This is a genomic window from Lacipirellula sp., from assembly GCF_965279485.1.
Classification (GTDB): domain Bacteria; phylum Planctomycetota; class Planctomycetia; order Pirellulales; family Lacipirellulaceae; genus Lacipirellula.
On sequence record NZ_CBDIIC010000002.1, the window covers coordinates 1771331 to 1790816 of the forward strand.

Here is a 19486-nt window from a genome sequence, read left to right on the forward strand (position 1 = left end):
CCGCTCATCCGCGTGGGATGACTCTCTGTGCTACTGCGTTCGCTAGCTCGCAAGCCGAACCGGCACGCCGCGCTGGGCCATGATCCGCTTCGTCTCTTGGATGTTGTACTCGCCGAAATGAAATATGCTCGCCGCCAGCGCCGCATCGGCCTTGCCGATCGTCACAGCGTCGGCCAGATGCTCCGGCCGCCCTGCCCCGCCGCTGGCAACGACAGGAATCGAAACCGCAGCACTGACGGCCGCGGTGATTTCCAAGTCGTACCCATCCTTGGTCCCGTCGGCGTCCATGCTGGTCAGCACGATCTCGCCGGCGCCTAACTCCTCAACCTGCTTGGCCCAGGCGACCGCCTCGAGCCCCGCGCTAATGCGGCCGCCGTTGATATGGACTTCCCAAATCTCGCGGCCGTCGCGCTGGACCCGCTTGGGGTCGATGTTCACCACAATGCACTGACTGCCGAACCGCAGGGCTGCGGCCCGCACGAACTCGGGGTCGCGGACCGCGGCGGAGTTGATCGACACCTTGTCGCAACCGGCCAACAGCAACGAGCGAATGTCCTCGACCGTCCGAATGCCGCCGCCGACGGTGAGCGGCATGAAAATCTGCTCGGCAGTTCGGCGAACCACGTCGAGCATGATGTCTCGCCCTTCGTGGCTGGCCGTGATGTCGAGGAACACGAGTTCGTCGGCGCCCTCTTGCTCATAGCGTGCGGCCACGGAAACAGGATCGCCGGCGTCGCGGAGGTTCAGGAAATTGGTTCCCTTCACCACGCGACCACGGTCGACGTCGAGGCACGGAATGACACGTTTGGCGAGCATGGATGACGGCGCCGGCGATGATGCGGCAGGCAGGGGCAAAAACGCCCGAAGTTCCCTGAATCCCTTAGCTTAAGTGGGCTACCAGGGGTGGTCAACCAGACGCCGAGGCCGGGCAACCGCGGCACCACGCCGGGGCGGGCAACGGGCAGCACGACCGCACAATGTGGTATAATTCCACCATGAGCAGCCCCCTCGCCCTCACCGCTGAGATGCAACAAGCCCTTTCCGTGAGCGGCGGGCTGCCGGTCGAGCTCAAGGATCCTGCGACTCAGAAGGTCTATCTGCTGGTGGAGCAGCCTGAGCCCTCCAGCCAGTACGATGAGTTCGTCCGCCGGCAGTTGGATGAAGGCCTTACGGACCTAGCGGCGGGAAATCTGGTCGCTTGGGATGCCGAGCGGATCAAACGCGAGGGACGCGAACGGCTGGCCGCCCGCGACGCTACCACTCAACGGGCAAAATGATGGCCCCGTACTTTCTCAGTAGTCGCGCCGAACAAGACGTCCGCGACATCTGGGATCATCTCGGGGCGCACAGCCCTGACGCCGCGGACCGTATGGTCGATCGTTTTACCGCTGCGTTCGATCAGCTCGCGAGATTTTCGGAGAGCGGCGAGAACATAGCGCACAGCGTACAATTCTTGCGGCGAGTCTCGGTGCCGCCGTACGTCATCTACTACCAGTTTGCCGGCGGCGACATCTGCATCGTTAGAATTCTGCACGGCTCACGCACGTGGGAAGAACTACTCTAGCGTCCAAGTCGCCCACTCGCGCTAGTTAGCAGCCGAAGCCGTCGCTCCCGCCAGCTCTCCCGCTCCTTGCGGCCGCGGTTCGCCTTCGCGCGGCCCATAGACCTTCTCGCGATAAAGAACCAAGGCGTGGACGGCGTGGTAAAGTCCGCCGCACTCAAGGTCGAGATGCTTCGTCCGTTCGAGCAGGTTGCACATGTAGACAACCGCCTTCTGCACCCACGGCTCTTCGAGCTGCTTCTTCGACAGGGCGAACGTCAGGAACTCGAGCGTGTGCCCGGTCGCGGCGAGGTGCTCATCGAGGTTGTTCGAGTTTGCCGAGCGGAACAAAAACGCGATCGAAAACGCCCCCGTCGGCAGCTGCAACTCGCGGGCCGCGGCAACTGCCCAATCGATCCGCTGTTGAGCGGCGAGCCAGCCCCCCTTCAGTTCGACGCCAGGGTGAGCCGCTTTGTAGTTATTAAGCGCGATCGATAGGCCAATCAAGCGGTGCATGCCGCCGCACGCACTGTTGGCGATTTCGTTCTGCGCCGTCTCCTCGTCGTACTGGGCTCCCGCCTCCATTGCGACGAGCCGTTCGAGCGACCACTCCTGCTTGTCGGTGCCAATCCACGTTTGGTCCATTGGGTCGAGGTGCTTCGACAAGACGATGATCGTCCAGCTGCTTTCCTTACCTTCAAAACAGTCGTACTTCGTCCGATCGATCAAATCTTGGACAGAGTATTCCTTGCCGGCCACGATAATCGGCCGCGTCGCCGGGACGTTCCACTGCGAGAGGATCGCCATCCATTGGTCGTCGTGACCTTGGCCATACTTGCCGGCCTCGATCTCCGCCCGCAGCCCTTGCGGCGTGGCGTTGATGGTCCAGCCCTTCATTGGCTTGCCGTCGAAGACCCAGTCGACGGCGTTCACTTTCTGGCCAGCGGAGAGGATCTCGAAGTTCTCGCCGAACGCCAGCACGCCGTGCAGCAACTGCCAGGCGGCATGATCTTCGAGCGACATCTCGCGGCCATGCTGCGTGAAGTCGAGCGTGCGATCGATCAACTCGCGCAGCCCCTCCTCTTTAGGCACTTCGACGCTGCGCGGCGTCTCGTTGCTGGCGGTTTGCAGCTCAGCGAGCGGCTCATCGGTTCCGTGCGAACCGCACCCCAAGACGAGCGCGGCGACGGCGAATAACAGGAAGGGACGCATCATGGCAATCACGCAGGCTGAAAAATCGGCTCCCGCGGATCGGGCGCCAGATGTGCGTTGCTGTCGTCCCAGTCGCTCGAACTGCCAAAGTGGCCGTTGCGTAGAAGACGGCAGTAAACCCCACAGTCTACCCGGAATGCCCGGCATTGCACGCCCGGCAGCCGCGAGACGCAAGATCTAGGCATGCCAGGATGTTTTTCTCCCCCCACGGCTACATGAATTACCTCCTCTGGATGGCTCCCGCGCTGCTCTTAGCGTTGTGGGCCCAGTGGAAGGTCCGCGGCACCTACGCCGCAGCGTCCCAGGTTCCGGCCCGACTAAGCGGCGCCGCGGCGGCACGCCATATTCTCGATTCCGCCGGCCTGCAAAACGTGACGATCGAGCCGATCGCCGGCGAATTGACCGACCACTACGACCCGAGCGCGAAGGTGCTGCGGCTTAGTGAAGGCGTGTACGGCAGTCGCTCGGCCGCGGCCGTCGGCATTGCCGCTCACGAAGCGGGCCACGCGCTGCAAGATGCGAAGCAGTACGCCCCGCTGATGATTCGCAACCTCGCCGTGCCAGCCGCAAACTTTGGCAGCGGGATTGGCATGCTATTCCTATTCATCGGCGCCGGTATGGTGATGAAAGGCATTGCCGCGGGCACGCCGTTGATCTGGCTCGGCATCCTTGGCTTTGGCTGCGTCGCCGCGTTCCAGTTGATTAACTTGCCAGTCGAATTCGATGCCAGCAATCGCGCGAAGCAGTTACTCGTCTCACACGGCATCGTCGGCAACCAGGAGATGGTCTATGTCAACGGCGTGCTGAACGCCGCTGCCTGGACCTACGTCGCCGCGACGCTGCAATCGGTGCTGACGGTGCTTTACTACGTGATGCAGTTCACTGGCAGTAGTCGCAACGGATAGGGCGATTCCTCGCATCAACAATCGCTATTCCTTGCATAAAGCCGCGACCGGCGGTCGCGGCTTTTTACGTCACCGGCGTCCCCTACTCTCGTAGCAATGGCTTTGCCATATACTCCGCCGGAATCGACAAGCAGGGATCCATCAGCGGAATCCCCTCGCGGCGTCGACCAATCGCGCGCACGTAACCAACGTACCGCCCAGCATCAGCTTCGATTGCTCGCAGCTCCACTTCGTTCGCGGGAGCGATCGTCTGAACCCAGCGCCGCCAGTATTGCCAGCCATCAGCAAGCGAGTCCGCCAACTCAACGTCGACAAGCCCGCTTCGCTCCCAATGCCGCCGCCACCAGGCCGCTGAGTGGAGGCAATACAACGGATCGGCCGCCCACCACTCGGCCAGATACTCCGGCGGCGAACCATCGACTTCACGTTCCAGCCCCGCGAGGGCGATGCCAATTTGGCCGCCCGGTTTGACGAATCTCGCGAGATAGTTCAGGTAGAGGTCGTCCGTTCCGTAGTACATGAACGAATCGATCGAAACGATGGCGTCAAAGAACTCCTCGGCGAACGGCAGCGAGCGAGCCTCTGCCCGCAACGGAAAAACGCCCTCCGCCGCGCCCGCGTCTTGCACGCGCTGGCAGTTCTCCGCCGGGTTAAACCAAAGATCTGCCGCCCACACCTGCACGCCAAACTCGCGATGCAGAAAAATCGAGGAGAGCGCTCGCCCACACCCCAAATCGAGCACCCGCATCCCAGGCTGCAGCTCCATCTCCTCGGTCAGCCATTCCGTCAACCACAGTGAATTCGCGGCGCCGCTCACGCCGGCAAGAATCCATTCGGGGTGATAACGCGAGGCGCGCGGAAAGCGATCTGCAGTCAGCTGCTCTTCCATGCGGAGGCACTCCGGAACTGAGAAGGGACTTCGAGCCCGCGGCTCGAACGACTTGCGTGAGACACCATCGCTGCCAAGCAGGTTCGCACTTTTCGGACGCGGCTCCCGCACAGCTGCCGCACGTTTCAGTCACTGCGTTCGGCTTCTCCCGCTCGGGAAAAGTATTCTTCAATCCACCGCTCGCACAGTTTCCACAACTCTGGCGCCCCGCGCTGAATCGTTGTTCCGTACCGCACCCTCACTTGCTCTAGCGTGACGCGGTTTTGCGCCCACGTCCCGCCGCCGGTCACGACGTTGGCCACCAGGGGCTGAAAGCGATCGAGCGCCTTGGCGAATTTGGCGTCGTCGCTCTCGCCGGCTTCGAACTCCCGCCATAGCTCCAACATCTCGCCCTTCTGCTCCGCAGGCAGCAATCCGAACAGCCGCTCCGCCGCCTGCGATTCGAGTTCAGCCTGCCGCGAGTCAGGCCCGCTCAGATGCAGCGGATGGTCGCCCGCATCGACCTCGACGATATCGTGGATGAGCAACATCTGGATGACGCGCGACGCGTCGACCAGGGCCGCGGCGTACTTGTAGAGCAACATCGCGTACATCGCCACGTGCCACGAGTGCTCCGCTGAGTTCTCCCGGCGACTGCGATCAAGCAGCGGCGACTGGCGGAAGACGCCTTTCAGTTGATCGATCTCGCGTAGAAAACTAAGTTGTCGATCGAGGTCGTCGGAGGACATGGCCGCTTACTCTAGGATTCGTACTGAACCGTTCTTCAGCTGATTGTAGTTCCCAATTCCCACGCCCTGGGTCAATTCGCCTGCACTGAAACGACGCGAGGATCTCGGACAGAAGCGCGGGAAGGATTGTAGAAAATCGACATCCCGTCGTAATTCTCGAAAGCAGCAAGCATCTCGCACCGCTACATCGAAAAGTTAAAGAAGTACACTGTCAGAACATCCGACTTCGCCGTCTTCCCAAACAGCAGATTAACGGCAAACGGCCCCGGCAGGGTCCACTCAGCTGCCTGCGGCGATTGAAGGTCGCTTGGCTTCCACCACGAGTCGTCGATCTTGTGAATCATAACGCTGGAGTGCTCGCCGTTCGAGCTGACTTGATAGCCTTCAGGCATCGCTTCCAAAATCTGTGGAAGATCGGCTTCAGGGACGTCGAACCTTCCGTAGATCATTTGGTCAATTCCGCCGCTGTCGTAGACGCAGTGAACGTCCGTCGCTGACTTCGGAATGCGGATGCGCGCAAGTTGCTCCACTTGCGCGGGGTCCTGGACGGTGGTTTGAGTCGACGACATGAAACAGCCCGTTAACGCGACGGCAATGAAGCCGAATAAGAGCAAACCCGTTCGTATTAGGTGGTTCGTTACATCGAGGGTCATGATCGGCTCGGTTACTCAGAGGCCGCGAAGGCTGCGTGGTAGAAAACATCTCCGTCAGGGAGTGCCCCGTCGCGAAATTGCACCGCCATAAAATACTCCGCTGGAACGCCGGGCAGCACCAGTTCTGGCGCCGCCTTGAACCCGAACCGCCCGTAATACGCCGGCTCACCCAGCACGACGCACCCCGCGGCGCTGAGTTCTCGTAGGGCGGTGATCGCCGCGCGCATCAGCGCCGTGCCGATCCCCTCGCCTTGCCGCGCAGGCAGCACCGAGATGGGGCCGAGGCCGTACCAATCAGACGATCCGTCGGAAATCGTCACCGGCGAGACGGCGACGTGACCGACGATCGAGCCGGCATCCTCCGCCACCAGCGAAATCGAAAGCGCCCCCGCCGCCCGCAACGCGGCGACGATGAACTGCTCGGTGTGATCGGTATGCGGAGCGTTCAAGAAGGCCGACGCCGTCACCGCTTCGATCGCGGCTGCATCGCCCAAGGTTTCTGTTCGAATCATTTGTGTTCGTTCCAGCGTCGACATCGCAATCACCAATATCCCGCTCTCTCGTACCCGACGCCCTGCTCCGCGCTATACCAGATGGTGAACCCCGCGCCGTTCGACGCCATTGGTCCTCCATATTCGACCACATCGGTCGGCAAAGGTTCGGCGAATCCGCTAAACTCCTTCACGAATCCGGCTACCCCTCCCCAGAGGTAATTGGCTTCCTCACGAGAGACCTCCGACTGATCGTCGTAAAGGGCCCACTACGAGACCACAGGCAGAGAAGTCAGCGATGAAGGGAGGCTCAATGCTCCATTGACGCGGCCGGACGACCACCAGTGATTACCCTTGGGACTTGCCGCTACCCTACATCTGGGGCCCCAGCAGGCCCATTCGCAGGCACCTGCGGCAGAGATGCCTCTGATCTTGTCATCTCAGCAAATGTAGCGATTTGGCTTGGCTCGGATTCTGACTTCGATGCGATATCTCCCGATCCGCCGCTAGTTGCTGCACCTGCGTCGGAGGCCTTACCGCCTGCAATAATCCTCCTCTCACCAACAACACCGATTGGAAGGTTTAGCCTCTCCAAGTCCCATAGCTCGGGATCATCCATGAATTCCGACTGCAAGTGCAGTGCTGTGAGCTTTTCAGTCTTCTTGAGTTCGAATTCGGTCCCGAAAATTTCACAGTAAGCCTTCGTAAATTCCGGAGAGTTTCGAAATTCCTTGAAACAAGGCCAGTCTTCGTAATCAGTCTTCGCAACTTCGCCATCCTTTCCGATCTGGCGCATTAGCTCAACTGCACGATCGAAGTTATCTCTGAGCACGGCTTCGCATAACTGAAACTTAGCGGCTGCGGCACTCCAGTCTTCTTTGTCCAGAATTTTTATCGCACCCGCATTGTCGCCAGACCATTTGTGAGCCTGAGCATGATTTATGACCATTATCCTCCTATTCAACTCACTGGAAAACTTCTTATTCTGCAGCGTAAAAAAATCTAGTATCCGGATCAGCAATCCATACTGCTCAGCGACTAACAATTCGAACGACACGTCTATAATGCTCACGTCAGCGAGTTCTACGTCAGCAGGCGCGAGCTTTCTCCAAAGGACTTGGCCAAGTTTGACTGCAATCTCGAAAATACATGCGTAAGCCTCACGAAAGTAAGCCGGCGTGCACTCAAGCGATTCATTCAGCTTTGGCGGCGTTCCTTCGAATGTCACCGATGCGTTCTTGCAGACAATTAAGTACTGGCTCGACACTACGCCGTTACAATGCGCAAAGAGATTTCTTCGCTGGGTCACTTCCACAAACTTGGGCCATGAAGGCAAGTCTTTCCTTAATGGGATGCCGAACTTCTGCTCAAGCCACTCAAACTGCTCGACGTGGCTCTTCCGCAACAAGGTTTCAATGTCTTTCTCAATCAAGTATTCCTTCGCTTCTTCGATGCTCGATAACTCCTGCAGCTGAGCTAGAGTCAACGACCTCTCGGAAGCCTCCAGAAGAGACGGACGTATCTCGTAGAGGCATCGCACAAGCCGTCCAAGGAAGTAATCAAACTGGCTGACTAACGCAACGAGAAGACTACGCGGAACGGTCTGAGTGCTTTTGTCATATCGATTCGACTTTCGCTCAATTCTCCTGACCTCGCCGACAAGATGGGCCGGTACTTGATACGTTTGAGTAGCGCCCTCCTCGCCTTTTAGTGTGCAATTCGCACCGAGGTACTTCCCGAGACGCTGATGCTCGAAGGCACTGAGCCCCTTAAGCACCATCAGCATGAACGGCAGCGAAACGGACAGCGACTCAACGCTCAGCATGAACGCATCAATCTCACGGGCAATTGATGGTTTGCCGCCCTTGTCGTCTTCGTGCATTGCTATCTCCAAGACTCATGCGGTGGCTTAAGTGGACGAAAAGACAAGTCTCTACGGCAGGCGCGTCGAGTTCAACGTCCACATGGAACAGCGGCGAGACTTCGGCGCCACCGCTATAACCTTCTGGCTGCACGAACTGCAACATGGCCCCGTTCTCAGCAGGCGTCATCACCAGCACGTACGGCGGTTCATTCAGCCTCTGCCAGACGGAATAAAAGTAGAGAGCGACGGCAAGAACAAGAAGGAAAGCGACCGTCAGGACAAGAGCACGATGCGTGGTGGCGGAATTCATCGAACGGCGATCTCCTCCGAATCAAGCAGTACGAGCGGGACAGCGACCCCACCGCACCAATCATTAACATAACTTAATGCGGAAGATGCGGTTTGCTTGGCTTCGCTGAACCGGGGCCGGGACGGCCCGGCTCGCTCTGGGAACGTTCCGGCGGGACTTCCCCGCTACCGCTCGCCCAATTGTGCCAAACTGCCCAGTGACGCCGACCTGTGGATTCTCCCCGCAATCAGCGGTAGGATGAAGGGACGACCGGCAAGGAGCCAGTCGCCGTCCTTTTGTAGCTCTTGGCGCCTCGCGCGAGGGAGAACCCCATGCTTCAGCGAGTCTGCAATCACACCGCCCTGCTCGTCGTCGGCGTTGCCCTCGGCGCCGCGCTCACTGCCGGCTGGCACGGCGTCACCGCAACGCCGCAGGCTCATGCCGTAGCGACGCATGGCAGTGACAATTTCGCGATCGCGACCGGCTTGGTCGATGATGAAATTGAAGCCCTGTATTTCCTCGACTACCTCACCGGCGACCTGCGGGCCGCGATCGTGAACCGCCGTAACGGGCAATTCACCGGTTACTTCCGCTACAACGTCATGCAGGACTTCGAAGTGGTCGGCGACCCGGCGCGGTTCCTCATGGTTACCGGCATGGCCAACCTGCCGCGCGGCTCGGGCCCGACGCAAATCGGCAAAGCCCTCATTTACGTCGCCGAGGCCTCCAGCGGCCAAGTGGCGGCGTACGTCCTCCCCTTCAACTCGACGCTGAACGCCTCGGGCGCTCTGCAGTCGGGCACCTTTGTTCGCGTCGCCCGCGGCTCGTTCCGCGACGTTTTCGTGCGAGACGAATGAGCGATCCCGCCCAGATTGAAATCGAAGTGAACGGCAAGCCTCGCCACATCGTCGCGGGGAGCACCATCGCCGCGCTGTTGCAATTGCTGGAGCTCGATCCCCGCACGCTCGCCGTCGAGCGAAACCTGGAGCTCGTCCCCCGCGGCCAACACGCCGCGACGCTGCTTAGCGCCGGCGACCGCCTGGAAGTCGTCACGCTCGTCGGCGGAGGATGATCCGCTAGGCGCCGTTAGTTGTCCGTGGTCAGTCGTCAGTTGCTGTGCTAGGCAGCTCCCGGATCGACGGAAATCTTCTTGCTCGCCAGGCAACTGACAACTGACAACGGACCACTGACTACGGACGCTTTCGCTATGTCGACCGACATCCTCACCGACGAACCGCTCGTCATCGGCAGCCACACGCTGGGAAGCCGGCTGATCGTCGGCACGGGCAAATACGCCAGCTACGAGCTGATGGGCGAGTCGCTCGAACGCTCGGGCACCGACTGCATCACCGTCGCCATCCGTCGCGAGCGGCTGATCGACGCGGCCGGGAACAACATTCTCGACTTCATCGATACCTCGCGCTACACGCTGCTACCAAACACCGCCGGCTGCTTCACTGCCGAAGACGCGGTGCGAGTGGCGCGGCTCGGCCGCGAGATTCTGCTGGGGCTCGAGAACCCGGGCGCCGATTGGGTAAAGCTCGAAGTGCTAGCCGACAAGAAAACGCTCCTCCCCGACCCCGTGGCGTCGATCGCGGCCACCGAGCAACTCGTCGCCGACGGGTTTCAGGTCCTCTGCTACTCGAACGACGACCCGATCATCGCCCGCCGGCTGAAAGAGGCGGGCGCCACGAGCGTGATGCCCGCCGGCAGCCCGATAGGTTCGGGCCAGGGGATCTTGAATCCGAACAACATCCGCATCTGCCTCGAATACCTCAAAGAAAACGATCCGACGTATCCGGTGATCGTCGACGCTGGCGTCGGCACCGCGAGCGATGTGGCGATTGCGATGGAGCTCGGCGTCGACGGCGTGCTGCTGAACACTGGCATCGCCCACGCAAAGGATCCGCTGCGGATGGCCGACGCGATGCGATTTGCGACCGCGGCCGGCCGGCTGGCGTACCTGTCGGGCCGCATCCCGAAGCGGCTCTACGCGACGGCGAGCAGCCCGGAAGAGGGAACGATTACCAAGCAGCCGCTGTAAGTGGCAGTCTTGGTTCCGAGTTTTGGAACGAAAGCAGTGAATGGATTCCGATCACGCTCTCAGCGTCGCTGATATTCTCGGTCCCGAGGGTTCGATCGCGCGCCGCTTGCCGCATTACGAACTGCGGCCGCAGCAACTCGACATGGCCGACGCCGTTGCGAAAGCCATCGCGGCGAAGCGGCATCTTTGCGTCGAAGCCGGCACCGGCGTCGGCAAAAGCTTCGCCTACCTGGCGCCGGCGATCCTCGCGGCCACCAATCCTGACGGCGGCAAACCACCGCGCGTCGTCATCTCGACCCACACAATCAGTCTGCAAGAGCAGCTGATTCGCAAGGACCTGCCGCTGCTCAACAGCGTCATCCCGCGCGAGTTCTCTGCCGTACTTGTGAAGGGGCGCCGCAACTACATCAGCCTCCGCCGCCTGCAGGGAGCGCTCGCCCGCGGCAAGAGCTTGTTCGAGGACGAAGCGGGCCGGCAGCTCGATTCGATCCGCGCGTGGAGCGAATCGACCGTCGACGGCTCGCTCGCCGACCTCAGCTACAAGCCGCTGCCGGCGGTGTGGGACGAGATCGCCAGCGACCACGGCAACTGCATGGGCCGCCGCTGCCCGACGTACAAAAAGTGCTTTTACTACCAAGATCGCCGCCGCGTGCAGAATGCGCAGATCTTGGTCGTGAACCACGCCCTGTTCTTCAGCGACCTCGCCCTGCGGCGACACGGCGTGAGCATCCTGCCCGACTACGACGTCGCGATCCTCGACGAAGCCCACACGATCGAGGGGGTCGCCGCCGACCACTTGGGGCTCTCGTTCAGCAGCGGGCAAGTCGAGTTCGTCCTCTCGCGGCTCTACAACGATCGCACGAACAAAGGGCTCTTGGTTCACCACAAGCTGACGCACCTCTGCCAGCGGGCCGACCAGTGCCGCTACGCAGCGAGCGAGTACTTCGCCGATGCGTGGGAGTGGAAGTCAAACTCGGCCCCGGCGAACGGCCGCGTCTCGGCGCCGCTGGAATTCGAGAACCAGCTGAGCCCTTCGCTCATGGAGCTCGCCCGCGGCGTCAAGCAGGCCGCCGATGCGATTAAGCAAGAGAGCGAGCGACAAGATCTCAATTCGGCCCATGACCGACTCGTCGGGCTGGCCGGCGAGCTCAACTCGTGGCACACGCAACAGCTGCCGGGCGCCGTCTACTGGATCGAATCGAGCTGGAACCGCCGTGGCACGCCGCGGATGACGCTTGCCGCATCGCCGGTCGACGTTGGCCCCGCGCTGCGGGAACAACTCTTCCAGCAGACGAAAAGCGTCATCATGACGAGCGCGACCCTCTCGATCGGCAAGCAGCCGTCGTTCGCCTTCTTCCGTGATCGCATCGGGCTAACGCAGTGCGACGAGCTGCGGCTCGACAGCCCGTTCGACTACCAAGAGCAAGCGGAACTGGTCACGCTCCGCGGCATGCCCGACCCGACGGCCGAACGCGACGGCTACGAACGGGCCTGCATCGAAGCGATCAAGCATCTGGTTCGCGAAAGCGACGGCCGGGCGTTTGTGCTGCTCACCAGCTACGAGATGATGCGCCGCGTCGGCGTCGGCATCGCCCCGTGGCTAGCGCGGCACAATCTCAACCTGCTGAGCCAGGCCGACGGCACGCCGCGTAGCCGGATGTTGGAACTGTTCAAAGAAAATCCACGTTCCGTGCTGCTCGGGGCCGACAGCTTCTGGCAAGGGGTCGACGTGCCAGGCGATGCGCTCGAACTGGTGATCATCGCGAAGCTGCCGTTCAGCGTGCCCGACCACCCACTGCTTGAAGCGAGACTTGAATCGATCCGCGCCGCCGGGGGCAATCCGTTCAGCGACTACCAGCTGCCAGAGGCGGTCCTCAAGCTGAAGCAAGGCTTTGGTCGCTTGATTCGCACACGCCGCGATCAAGGACGTGTGGTGATTCTTGATCCGCGCGTCCACACCAAAGCGTACGGCCGCACGTTTTTAGAATCGCTCCCGGCTTGCCGACGGGCGGAGATGGAACGGCCCGCTGGCGTGCGCTAAGCCCCGCGGGCGTTTTAGAAGCCACCGGCTCCGCCGGTGGACGAAGTGTACTCTGCACGCCATCGCGCTACGTCCACCGGCAGAGCCGGTGGCTCTCATGTCGGCGACTTCGCGCATTCTCTCGCCGAATAATTATGTCCGCATTGAGACGCCTTCGGTGGTGGTCGCGGGCCGCAACCGGTGTTTACCATGACCCGTGCGTGGGCAATGTATCGTTGTTTGCATTGAAGGAGGCGTGATGGCGTTCAAACTCACAACCCTGCGGCGCGGAGTCCGCATCGCAACGCTTGGCGGCTGCTTGCTCGGCAGCGCGGCCGCGTGGTGCGAAGCTCGCGAAGCCAACTATCAGCTGTATCCCAAGATTGAAGGCGAGCGGAAGATCGTCGGCCCGCTCGTGGGACATGTTACCGATACCACCGCGTCGATCTGGGCTTACGCCGGCCCGCGGACGACGCCGTTGATTCTGGAAGTCGAAGAACTCGAATCGAAGCGGCCCTCAATCGACGTCGAGCAAGGCCCGCCGCAAAAGGTCCGCCTCAACGCGACGCCCGATCCTAAGCGGCATCACGCCGTCGAATTCAAGGTTACGGATCTCAAGCCGGAAACTCGCTACGCCTTCGTTGTACGACTGGCAGAGGCCGATGACGCCGCCGAGTCGGGGCTATTCGCCACGGCGCCTGCGGTGGGCGAGCCGACGAAGTTCAAGCTCGCCGTCTCCTCCTGCTTCGGCGGCGCTTATCGCCGCAAGGATGGCAAGACGCAGGAAGTTCGCGGCGAGTACCACAACGACTCGTGGCATCTTCTGATGGGCGAGCGGCCCGACTTCCAGATGATCATCGGCGATAACGTTTACGCCGACTCAAGCGACTATAACCACCTGTGGGACGCCTACACGCTCGAGCGCGTGAAGAATCGCCCGTTCGCCGCGGCGGTCCGCACGATTCCGACGTACGCCGTGTGGGACGACCACGACTACGGTCCGAATAACAGTGACCGGACCTCAAAAGGGAAGGATGATGCGCTCGCCACGTTCCGCGAGGTCTTCGCCAACCCGCCGCGCGAGCAGGACGCCGACAAGCCTGGCATTTACACGAAGTTCACCTACGGCGGCATCGACTTCTTCCTGCTCGACGGACGTTACTTCCGCACGCCCAACGATGACAAAGACACGCCGGAGAAGACGTTTCTCGGTAAGGAGCAAATCAAATGGCTGGTCGACGAGCTGAAGGAAAGCAAAGCGCCGTTCAAAGTTCTCGTCTGCGGTAGCACCTGGATGGCGAGCAGCAGCGACGGCTGGCGGCTATTCAAGCATGCCCGCAAAGAACTCTGGAACGCCATCGTCGAGAACAAAGTCGGCGGGGTGATGTTCGTCTCGGGCGATATCCACCGCTGCGACCTACAGATGCATCCGCCGGAAGTCGACGGCGCCTATCCAATGCCGGAAGTGATTTCCTCGGGCCTCGGCAGCCACGGCAAGTACGACCCGATGGGCTTCGCGACGATCGAGTTCGATACGACGCAAAGCGACCCGATCATGACCGCTCGCGTGATCGACGGCACCGGTTTAGAGACCGTCAAACGACAGGTGCGAGCCAGCACATTGCAAGTCCGCCCGCATAGCGAACACTCGCACTAAGCCCGAGCGACGGCTTACTCTCGCGGTTAACGAAAATAGCCCCGACCTAGCTAGGTCGGGGCTATTCTCTTTTTCAGTTTCGGGTCTATTCGTTTTCCGTTGTGCTAGGCGGGCGTTGACGGGGTCGGGAGCCTTTTGCCACTAGAGGGCTTCCACTGCATTGACAACCGCCAGTGGCAAAAGGCTCCCGACCCCTACCTACCGCTTACGACCGCAGCGGGCCGTCGGTCGGGCTGACGCCTTCCTTCGACAACTCGCGCACCAGTTCCTTACCCAGGATGCTGTGGCGATAGCCGTAAGCGAAGTAGAAGACCATGCCCAGACCCATCCAAACGATGAGCCGCAGCCAAGTCGACACCGGCAGGAAGAGCATCATCGAAATATTCACCAAGATGCCGGCCGGCGCGATGATGTAGATCAACGGGCAGCGAAATGGCCGCGGCATGTCTGGGTTCTGGAATCGCAGCACGAGCACCGTCACGCAAACGATGACGAAGGCGAACAGCGTGCCGATGTTGACCATCTTCTCGAGATCGGAAATCGGCGTGAACGCCGCGGCGAGGCAGATTACTAGCCCGGTCAATGCAGTCGAAATGTGCGGCGTCTTGAACCGATGGTGAACGGCTCCGAAGATCGCCGGCGGGAGTAGCTTGTCACGAGCCATCGCCAGGAAGATGCGGGCCTGGCTGAGGAAGGTGACGAGCATCACGCTCGTCAGGCCAGCCAAAGCGCCGGCGGCGATCAGAACGCTTGAGGCGCCCAGCACCCGGCTGCCAGTCGCGTCGGCCTGCTTGCGGAACGCCGCGGCGATGGCCGCCTTCACGTCGATCCCGTAGTAAGGTTCCATCCCCGTGATCACGGCCGCGACCAGCACATAGAGAATCGTGCAGATGGCGAGCGACGCGAAGATGGCGATCGGAATGTCGCGTTGCGGGTTAATCGCCTCTTCCGAGTGCGTGCTAATCGAGTCGAACCCGATGAACGCGAAGAAGACGATGGCGGCGCCGAGCATGATGCCCGAGATGCCGTAGGGGGTGTAGTTCGTGCGGAAGGCGTCGTCGAGCGGCTTCAGCCGTTCCGGGCTGATGATGGCGCCAAGGAGGCCCCATTTCTCGGCCGTCGCTTCGAGGGCGGCCTTATTGATGTCGGCAATCACGCCGTCGAATTGAGAGGGGTCGGTGACATTCGCAGTGGCCGCGTCGAGGGTCGTCTTCGCGGCGGCAATCTCGGCGTCGGCTTGCTCTTCGGTCAGATCGCCCGCTTTGACCATGTCGATCTTCATCTGCTGGGTCTTGTCGTAGGCCAGCTTCGCACGGACGTAGTCAGCGTCGACTTTCACCTGCTCCAGTTCGGCATCGGTCAGCTTCGCCGGCGGCTTGCCAGTACCCTCGGCAGCTTTCGCTTTCTCCGCCTTGAGCTTGTCGGCGATCACCGTGTTGACCTTCAGCTCGGCGGTGGTGAGACGCTTGCCGTAAGGAATTTCGGTCCAGTTTTCCGTGTTGATCATCGTCAGGCCAAGGCCGATGACAAACAGCACGACGAACAGCTTCAACAACGTGAGCGCCGCATTCGCGGCAGCGCTCTCGCGGATGCCGACGATCAAGATGATCGTCACGACGAGCATGATGGCGACGGCCGGGACGTTGAACCAAGCCCCCGGCGTCGTGAAGGGATCGGAACAAAATCGCTCGGGGATCATCCACGATTCGCCGAGCGTGGTGCGCAGTACCTCATTCAGATAGTTCGCCCACGCCGCGGCGACGCAGGCGCACGCCATCGCGTACTCCAAAATGAGATCCCAACCAATGATCCAGGCCAGCAGCTCGCCCAGCGTCGCATAGGCATAGGTGTACGCGCTGCCCGCCACCGGCGCCATGGCGGCGAACTCCGCATAGCAGAGCGCGGCAAACACGCAGCCGAGCGCTGCCACCGTGTAAGAAATGGTGATCGCCGGGCCGGCGTCTTCCGCAGCGGCGCGGCCGGTCATCACGAAGATGCCAGCGCCAATGATGCAACCGACGCCAAGCGCCGTGAGCGAGAACGGGCCGAGCACTCGGCGGAGACGGTTTTCGTTCGCCAGCTCGTCAACGAGGTGCTGGAGATCTTTGCGTTTAAAAAGTTGGCCCCACCGCATCATCTGAATCTACTCCCTGTCGCCGCCAGGCTTCGAGAACGACGCTTCGCCGCGCGCGAGTTCGTCGGAACAAGGCAGAATAACTGCCCGCGACGGCCTGTTCTAGGTTCCATCGGGGGAACTGCGGCGATCACCGCTGTTTTTTGTGCCGGTTAGGCAGAGTTTTGCGCGGCATCGCAACTGGGCTGCGCAGGGGCGGGAAACGAGGCGCGGTAGCCGCGCCGCCAGTAGCCGCGGCTCAACGAGCCGCCGGAGCGGTGATCGTTAGGGTGAGCCACTTGAGTTCCGCTCCGGCGGGTCGTTGACCCGCGGCTGCTGGCGGTAACTCTCTAACGCAAAATGCCAAACGAGTAGGCCCGCCAGAACTGCCACGACGCCAAAGACCACAAGCAGCCATTGCGGCGAACCATGCCGCAGCAGATCGCCGGCATCGCCGATGCGCTCGAACGAACCGATGCTGATGTAGGCGCCGTTCGCGATCAGACAAAAGCCGGCGAAGAATTCGGTTAAACCACTCAACAATCGACGCCGCGTTCGCGCTGTGGCAGCCGCGTCACCGCTGATGCGAATTCTCTGGCGAACGAGAAGCATCAACAGCAGCGGAATGATCGCTCCTACGATCGGCCCAGCCCAAGCAACGGCCAACGGCCGCGGATTCGGCCGCACGTCGGTCCGCGAGATCCCCAGCAGCGGCAGTTCGACGCTAGTCACAGTGCCACGAGTCAACCAAGCGGCGACCACGTGGCCCGCTTCATGCACCGCCTGCATCGCGAGCCACGCCAAATAAACAACGACAAGAGAGAAGAACGCGCGGCGGAGAATGATGGCCGAGGTCATTCTTGTGATTGCGTTTTCTTCGTGCTCGTTGTGTCGTTGTGGTTTCGTTCTCTTTTGCGATGGTTCGTAACGGTTCAGGATCTTATTTGGTTCGCTCCGGCGGGTCGTTGACCCGCGGCTACGTTAGGACCACCAAGTTGTCGCGATGGACGACTTCGTCGTACGGGCAGTGGCCAAGGAGTTCGGCGATGCGGTCGGTGGGTTGGCCGGCGATGGTTGTCATCTGGGTGGACGAATAGTTCGACAGGCCGCGGGCGAATTCGCTGCCGGCTTGGTCGCAGATCGCCACCACGTCTCCCTTGGCGAAGTTGCCTTCGACGCCGCGGACGCCGACGGCGAGCAGGCTTTTGCCGTTCGCCTGCACCGCCTTTGCGGCGCCGGCATCGAGCAGCAGTTTGCCGCGGGGGGTGGCGCTCCAGCCGATCCAGCGTTTGCGCGAGGCGACCGTGCGGCCTTCGGCGAGGATCAGCGTGCCGACTTCGGCGCCGGCGAGGATGTCGAGCAGCACGTTCGGCCGACGGCCGGCGGCGATGACGACGCTCTCGCCCGCGGCGGCGGCGATGCGGGCGGCGCGGAGCTTGCTTCCCATGCCGCCGCGGCTGAGTTGAATGCGCGCGGGGCCGACGGCGTCTTTCGCAAAACTCTCCGCCGCGTCGAGATGCGTGATCACCGACATCAGCTTGGCGCCCGGCTCCGACGGGTTGCGATCGTAGACGCCCTCCACGTCGGACAGCAAAATCATCAGCGGCGCCCGCAGCAGGTTCGTCACGAGCGCGGCGAGCCGGTCGTTATCGCCGAAGCTGATTTGTAGTTCGTCGACCGCAACGGTGTCGTTCTCATTGATGATCGGAATCGCCCCGCAGCGGAACAGCGCGTTAAGCGTGTTCCGCGTGTTGAGGTACCGGGTGCGGTGCTGCAGATCCTCGGCGGTCAGCAGAATCTGCGCGGCGTTGAGCCCGTGCGGAGCGAGCGCCTTGTTGTACGACTCGATGAGGCGGCTCTGACCGACGGCGGCGGCGGCCTGGAGTTCCGCCAAGTCGGTCGGCCGGCGTTTCCACCCAAGCCGGCCGATGCCCGCCGCGACGGCCCCGCTGCTCACCAGCACGACCTTCCGGCCATCGAGGCGCAGCCGCGCGAGTTGATCGGCCACGCCGGCGACGCGGGAATCGTCGAGCGAGCCATCCTCGCGAGTGAGGACGCGGCTGCCGACCTTCACCACAACGGTGTCGGCGGCGGTCATGATTTCTTGGCGAACGAGATCGGTCACGGTCTGGCTTCTTGTGGAATTGCGGTCGAGCGGCGTCGACGGGCCGCTCTGAGGTTGAATCGCCTTTATATCGAGGGAGTGATTTGGTCGGAAGAACGGCCGAGCGGCGTTCGTGTCGCGTTTCTCATTTTTGGCGACATTAAGCGTAACTCGTTGTTGGAATGGAACTTCTGAGGGCGACAACAGGGCGACACGACATCTAAAAGGCGACATCAAGTGATCGCTGGCCAACTGCTGACTGCAGCGAGCACCGCGCACCGATGCCCTCGGCCGCCCGATGGAGAATGGGTCGCCCCGGCGCCATGTGAACGCAAGTTCACGCTACCAAACGGCGCGGCCGAAAGCGATCGGCAATTCTGGAAATTCGCTGGGCCGCGAGAAGGCGCAAAGAGCGCGAGAAGAGAGCAGAAAAATGGGCGGCCCCCGCGCCGGCTAGTTCGACGTGAGCTCGAAGTTGTAGGGAGCGCCGTCGGCGGTGACGTCGATTTCAATCTGAGCGTCTTTGCGGTACTTGGCGGGGACGAGTTCGGGGGCTTCGTACTCGCCAGTCTTGGGATTGCGCGTCAGCGTCGACGGATCTTGGTCCGGGGAGCCGACTGCCGTGCTGATTGAGATCCGATGCTTGCCGAGCGCCGCACCCTTGAGCGTGCGGCTGTACTCTGTTTCGTAGTTGCCGGAGGAGTCGGTGCGGGCGAAACTGGTCCCCTTCTCATTTTCGAAGGTGACGTGGGCGCCGGCGAGCGGTTGGCCGTCGAGCGTCACCGTGCCGTAGGCTTCGGCGAAGCCGTCGCGCATGGCGGGCTTGCCGCAGCCGAGCATGGCGACGGCAAGCAGGAAAGTAGCGATCGTTAGCTCGCGGGAGATTTTGTGCATGCGTGAGAGATGGTGAGTATTTGTGGAGTTCGCTTCTAGCCCCGGGCTCCGCCCGGGGGTGGCGGCACGCGGGGCGACGATTA

Annotated in this window: 20 protein-coding genes; 8 read left to right on the plus strand and 12 right to left on the minus strand. The window is 61.6% G+C overall.

The window, feature by feature from the left end; genetic code table 11:
* Nucleotides 1-42 precede the first annotated feature (42 nt).
* Nucleotides 43-816 (minus strand): imidazole glycerol phosphate synthase subunit HisF, encoded by a 774-nt coding sequence (gene hisF / locus ACQY7R_RS14685; protein ID WP_428306343.1) that lies wholly within the window; start codon nucleotides 814-816, stop codon nucleotides 43-45.
* Nucleotides 817-995: 179 nt separating this feature from the next.
* Here hisF and ACQY7R_RS14690 point away from each other — a divergent pair, with 179 nt between their 5' ends.
* Nucleotides 996-1277, plus strand: coding sequence for a hypothetical protein (locus tag ACQY7R_RS14690; RefSeq protein ID WP_428306344.1), 282 nt, complete (start codon nucleotides 996-998; stop codon nucleotides 1275-1277).
* Nucleotides 1277-1564 carry a type II toxin-antitoxin system RelE/ParE family toxin gene (locus tag ACQY7R_RS14695; protein WP_428306345.1) on the plus strand — a complete coding sequence of 96 codons (288 nt, stop codon included), beginning with the start codon at nucleotides 1277-1279 and terminating at the stop codon, nucleotides 1562-1564. The genes ACQY7R_RS14690 and ACQY7R_RS14695 overlap by 1 nt, the downstream gene beginning before the upstream one ends.
* A 21-nt stretch (nucleotides 1565-1585) precedes the next feature.
* Here the strand turns inward: ACQY7R_RS14695 and ACQY7R_RS14700 are convergent, their stop codons facing one another.
* Nucleotides 1586-2755, minus strand: coding sequence for an ADP-ribosylation factor-directed GTPase activating protein isoform b (locus tag ACQY7R_RS14700; protein ID WP_428306346.1), 1170 nt, complete (start codon nucleotides 2753-2755; stop codon nucleotides 1586-1588).
* Nucleotides 2756-2943: 188 nt separating this feature from the next.
* Here ACQY7R_RS14700 and ACQY7R_RS14705 point away from each other — a divergent pair, with 188 nt between their 5' ends.
* Nucleotides 2944-3657, plus strand: coding sequence for a zinc metallopeptidase (locus ACQY7R_RS14705; RefSeq protein WP_428306347.1), 714 nt, complete (start codon nucleotides 2944-2946; stop codon nucleotides 3655-3657).
* Between the two features lie 82 nt (nucleotides 3658-3739).
* Here ACQY7R_RS14705 and ACQY7R_RS14710 read toward each other — a convergent pair whose 3' ends face one another.
* The 6 genes from ACQY7R_RS14710 to ACQY7R_RS14735 form a co-directional block, all read right to left on the minus strand.
* Nucleotides 3740-4546 carry an SAM-dependent methyltransferase gene (locus ACQY7R_RS14710; protein WP_428306348.1) on the minus strand — a complete coding sequence of 269 codons (807 nt, stop codon included), beginning with the start codon at nucleotides 4544-4546 and terminating at the stop codon, nucleotides 3740-3742.
* Nucleotides 4547-4671: 125 nt separating this feature from the next.
* The gene (locus ACQY7R_RS14715) at nucleotides 4672-5274 is read right to left on the minus strand and encodes an HD domain-containing protein (protein ID WP_428306349.1); all 603 of its coding nucleotides are present in this window, start codon (nucleotides 5272-5274) and stop codon (nucleotides 4672-4674) included.
* A gap of 182 nt (nucleotides 5275-5456) precedes the next feature.
* Nucleotides 5457-5843, minus strand: coding sequence for a hypothetical protein (locus tag ACQY7R_RS14720; protein ID WP_428306350.1), 387 nt, complete (start codon nucleotides 5841-5843; stop codon nucleotides 5457-5459).
* Nucleotides 5844-5938: 95 nt separating this feature from the next.
* Entirely contained in the window at nucleotides 5939-6439 is a 501-nt protein-coding gene (locus ACQY7R_RS14725; RefSeq protein WP_428306351.1) for a GNAT family N-acetyltransferase, read from the minus strand.
* Nucleotides 6440-6785: 346 nt separating this feature from the next.
* Nucleotides 6786-8300, minus strand: a complete 1515-nt coding sequence (locus ACQY7R_RS14730) for a hypothetical protein (RefSeq protein ID WP_428306352.1) — start codon at nucleotides 8298-8300, stop codon at nucleotides 6786-6788.
* Nucleotides 8257-8592, minus strand: a complete 336-nt coding sequence (locus ACQY7R_RS14735) for a hypothetical protein (RefSeq protein WP_428306353.1) — start codon at nucleotides 8590-8592, stop codon at nucleotides 8257-8259. Before ACQY7R_RS14735 ends, ACQY7R_RS14730 begins: the two co-directional genes overlap by 44 nt.
* Nucleotides 8593-8903: 311 nt before the next feature.
* Here ACQY7R_RS14735 and ACQY7R_RS14740 point away from each other — a divergent pair, with 311 nt between their 5' ends.
* The 5 genes from ACQY7R_RS14740 (at nucleotide 8904) to ACQY7R_RS14760 (ending at nucleotide 14292) form a co-directional block, all read left to right on the plus strand.
* Complete coding sequence (locus ACQY7R_RS14740; RefSeq protein ID WP_428306354.1) at nucleotides 8904-9428, plus strand: hypothetical protein; 525 nt, start codon at nucleotides 8904-8906, stop codon at nucleotides 9426-9428.
* The gene (thiS, locus tag ACQY7R_RS14745; protein WP_428306355.1) at nucleotides 9425-9643 is read left to right on the plus strand and encodes a sulfur carrier protein ThiS; all 219 of its coding nucleotides are present in this window, start codon (nucleotides 9425-9427) and stop codon (nucleotides 9641-9643) included. The genes ACQY7R_RS14740 and thiS overlap by 4 nt, the downstream gene beginning before the upstream one ends.
* Nucleotides 9644-9778: 135 nt before the next feature.
* Nucleotides 9779-10615: a thiazole synthase gene (locus ACQY7R_RS14750; protein ID WP_428306356.1), complete on the plus strand. Its 837-nt coding sequence runs from the start codon at nucleotides 9779-9781 to the stop codon at nucleotides 10613-10615.
* A 40-nt stretch (nucleotides 10616-10655) separates the two neighbouring features.
* Complete coding sequence (locus ACQY7R_RS14755) at nucleotides 10656-12656, plus strand: ATP-dependent DNA helicase (RefSeq protein WP_428306357.1); 2001 nt, start codon at nucleotides 10656-10658, stop codon at nucleotides 12654-12656.
* A gap of 238 nt (nucleotides 12657-12894) precedes the next feature.
* Nucleotides 12895-14292, plus strand: coding sequence for an alkaline phosphatase D family protein (locus ACQY7R_RS14760; RefSeq protein WP_428306358.1), 1398 nt, complete (start codon nucleotides 12895-12897; stop codon nucleotides 14290-14292).
* A gap of 205 nt (nucleotides 14293-14497) precedes the next feature.
* On the opposite strand, the gene ACQY7R_RS14765 is transcribed toward ACQY7R_RS14760, so the two are convergent.
* The 4 genes from ACQY7R_RS14765 to ACQY7R_RS14780 all read right to left on the minus strand — a co-directional run bounded on the left by ACQY7R_RS14765 (nucleotide 14498) and on the right by ACQY7R_RS14780 (nucleotide 19403).
* Nucleotides 14498-16429 carry an amino acid permease gene (locus ACQY7R_RS14765; RefSeq protein ID WP_428306359.1) on the minus strand — a complete coding sequence of 644 codons (1932 nt, stop codon included), beginning with the start codon at nucleotides 16427-16429 and terminating at the stop codon, nucleotides 14498-14500.
* 261 nt (nucleotides 16430-16690) lie between these two features.
* Entirely contained in the window at nucleotides 16691-17263 is a 573-nt protein-coding gene (locus ACQY7R_RS14770; protein WP_428306360.1) for a M50 family metallopeptidase, read from the minus strand.
* 118 nt (nucleotides 17264-17381) lie between these two features.
* Nucleotides 17382-18530 (minus strand): glutamate 5-kinase, encoded by a 1149-nt coding sequence (gene proB, locus ACQY7R_RS14775; RefSeq protein ID WP_428306361.1) that lies wholly within the window; start codon nucleotides 18528-18530, stop codon nucleotides 17382-17384.
* Nucleotides 18531-18962: 432 nt separating this feature from the next.
* A complete protein-coding gene (locus ACQY7R_RS14780) occupies nucleotides 18963-19403 on the minus strand; it encodes a carboxypeptidase-like regulatory domain-containing protein (protein ID WP_428306362.1) in 441 nt (146 codons plus the stop codon).
* Between the last annotated feature and the right edge of the window lie 83 nt (nucleotides 19404-19486).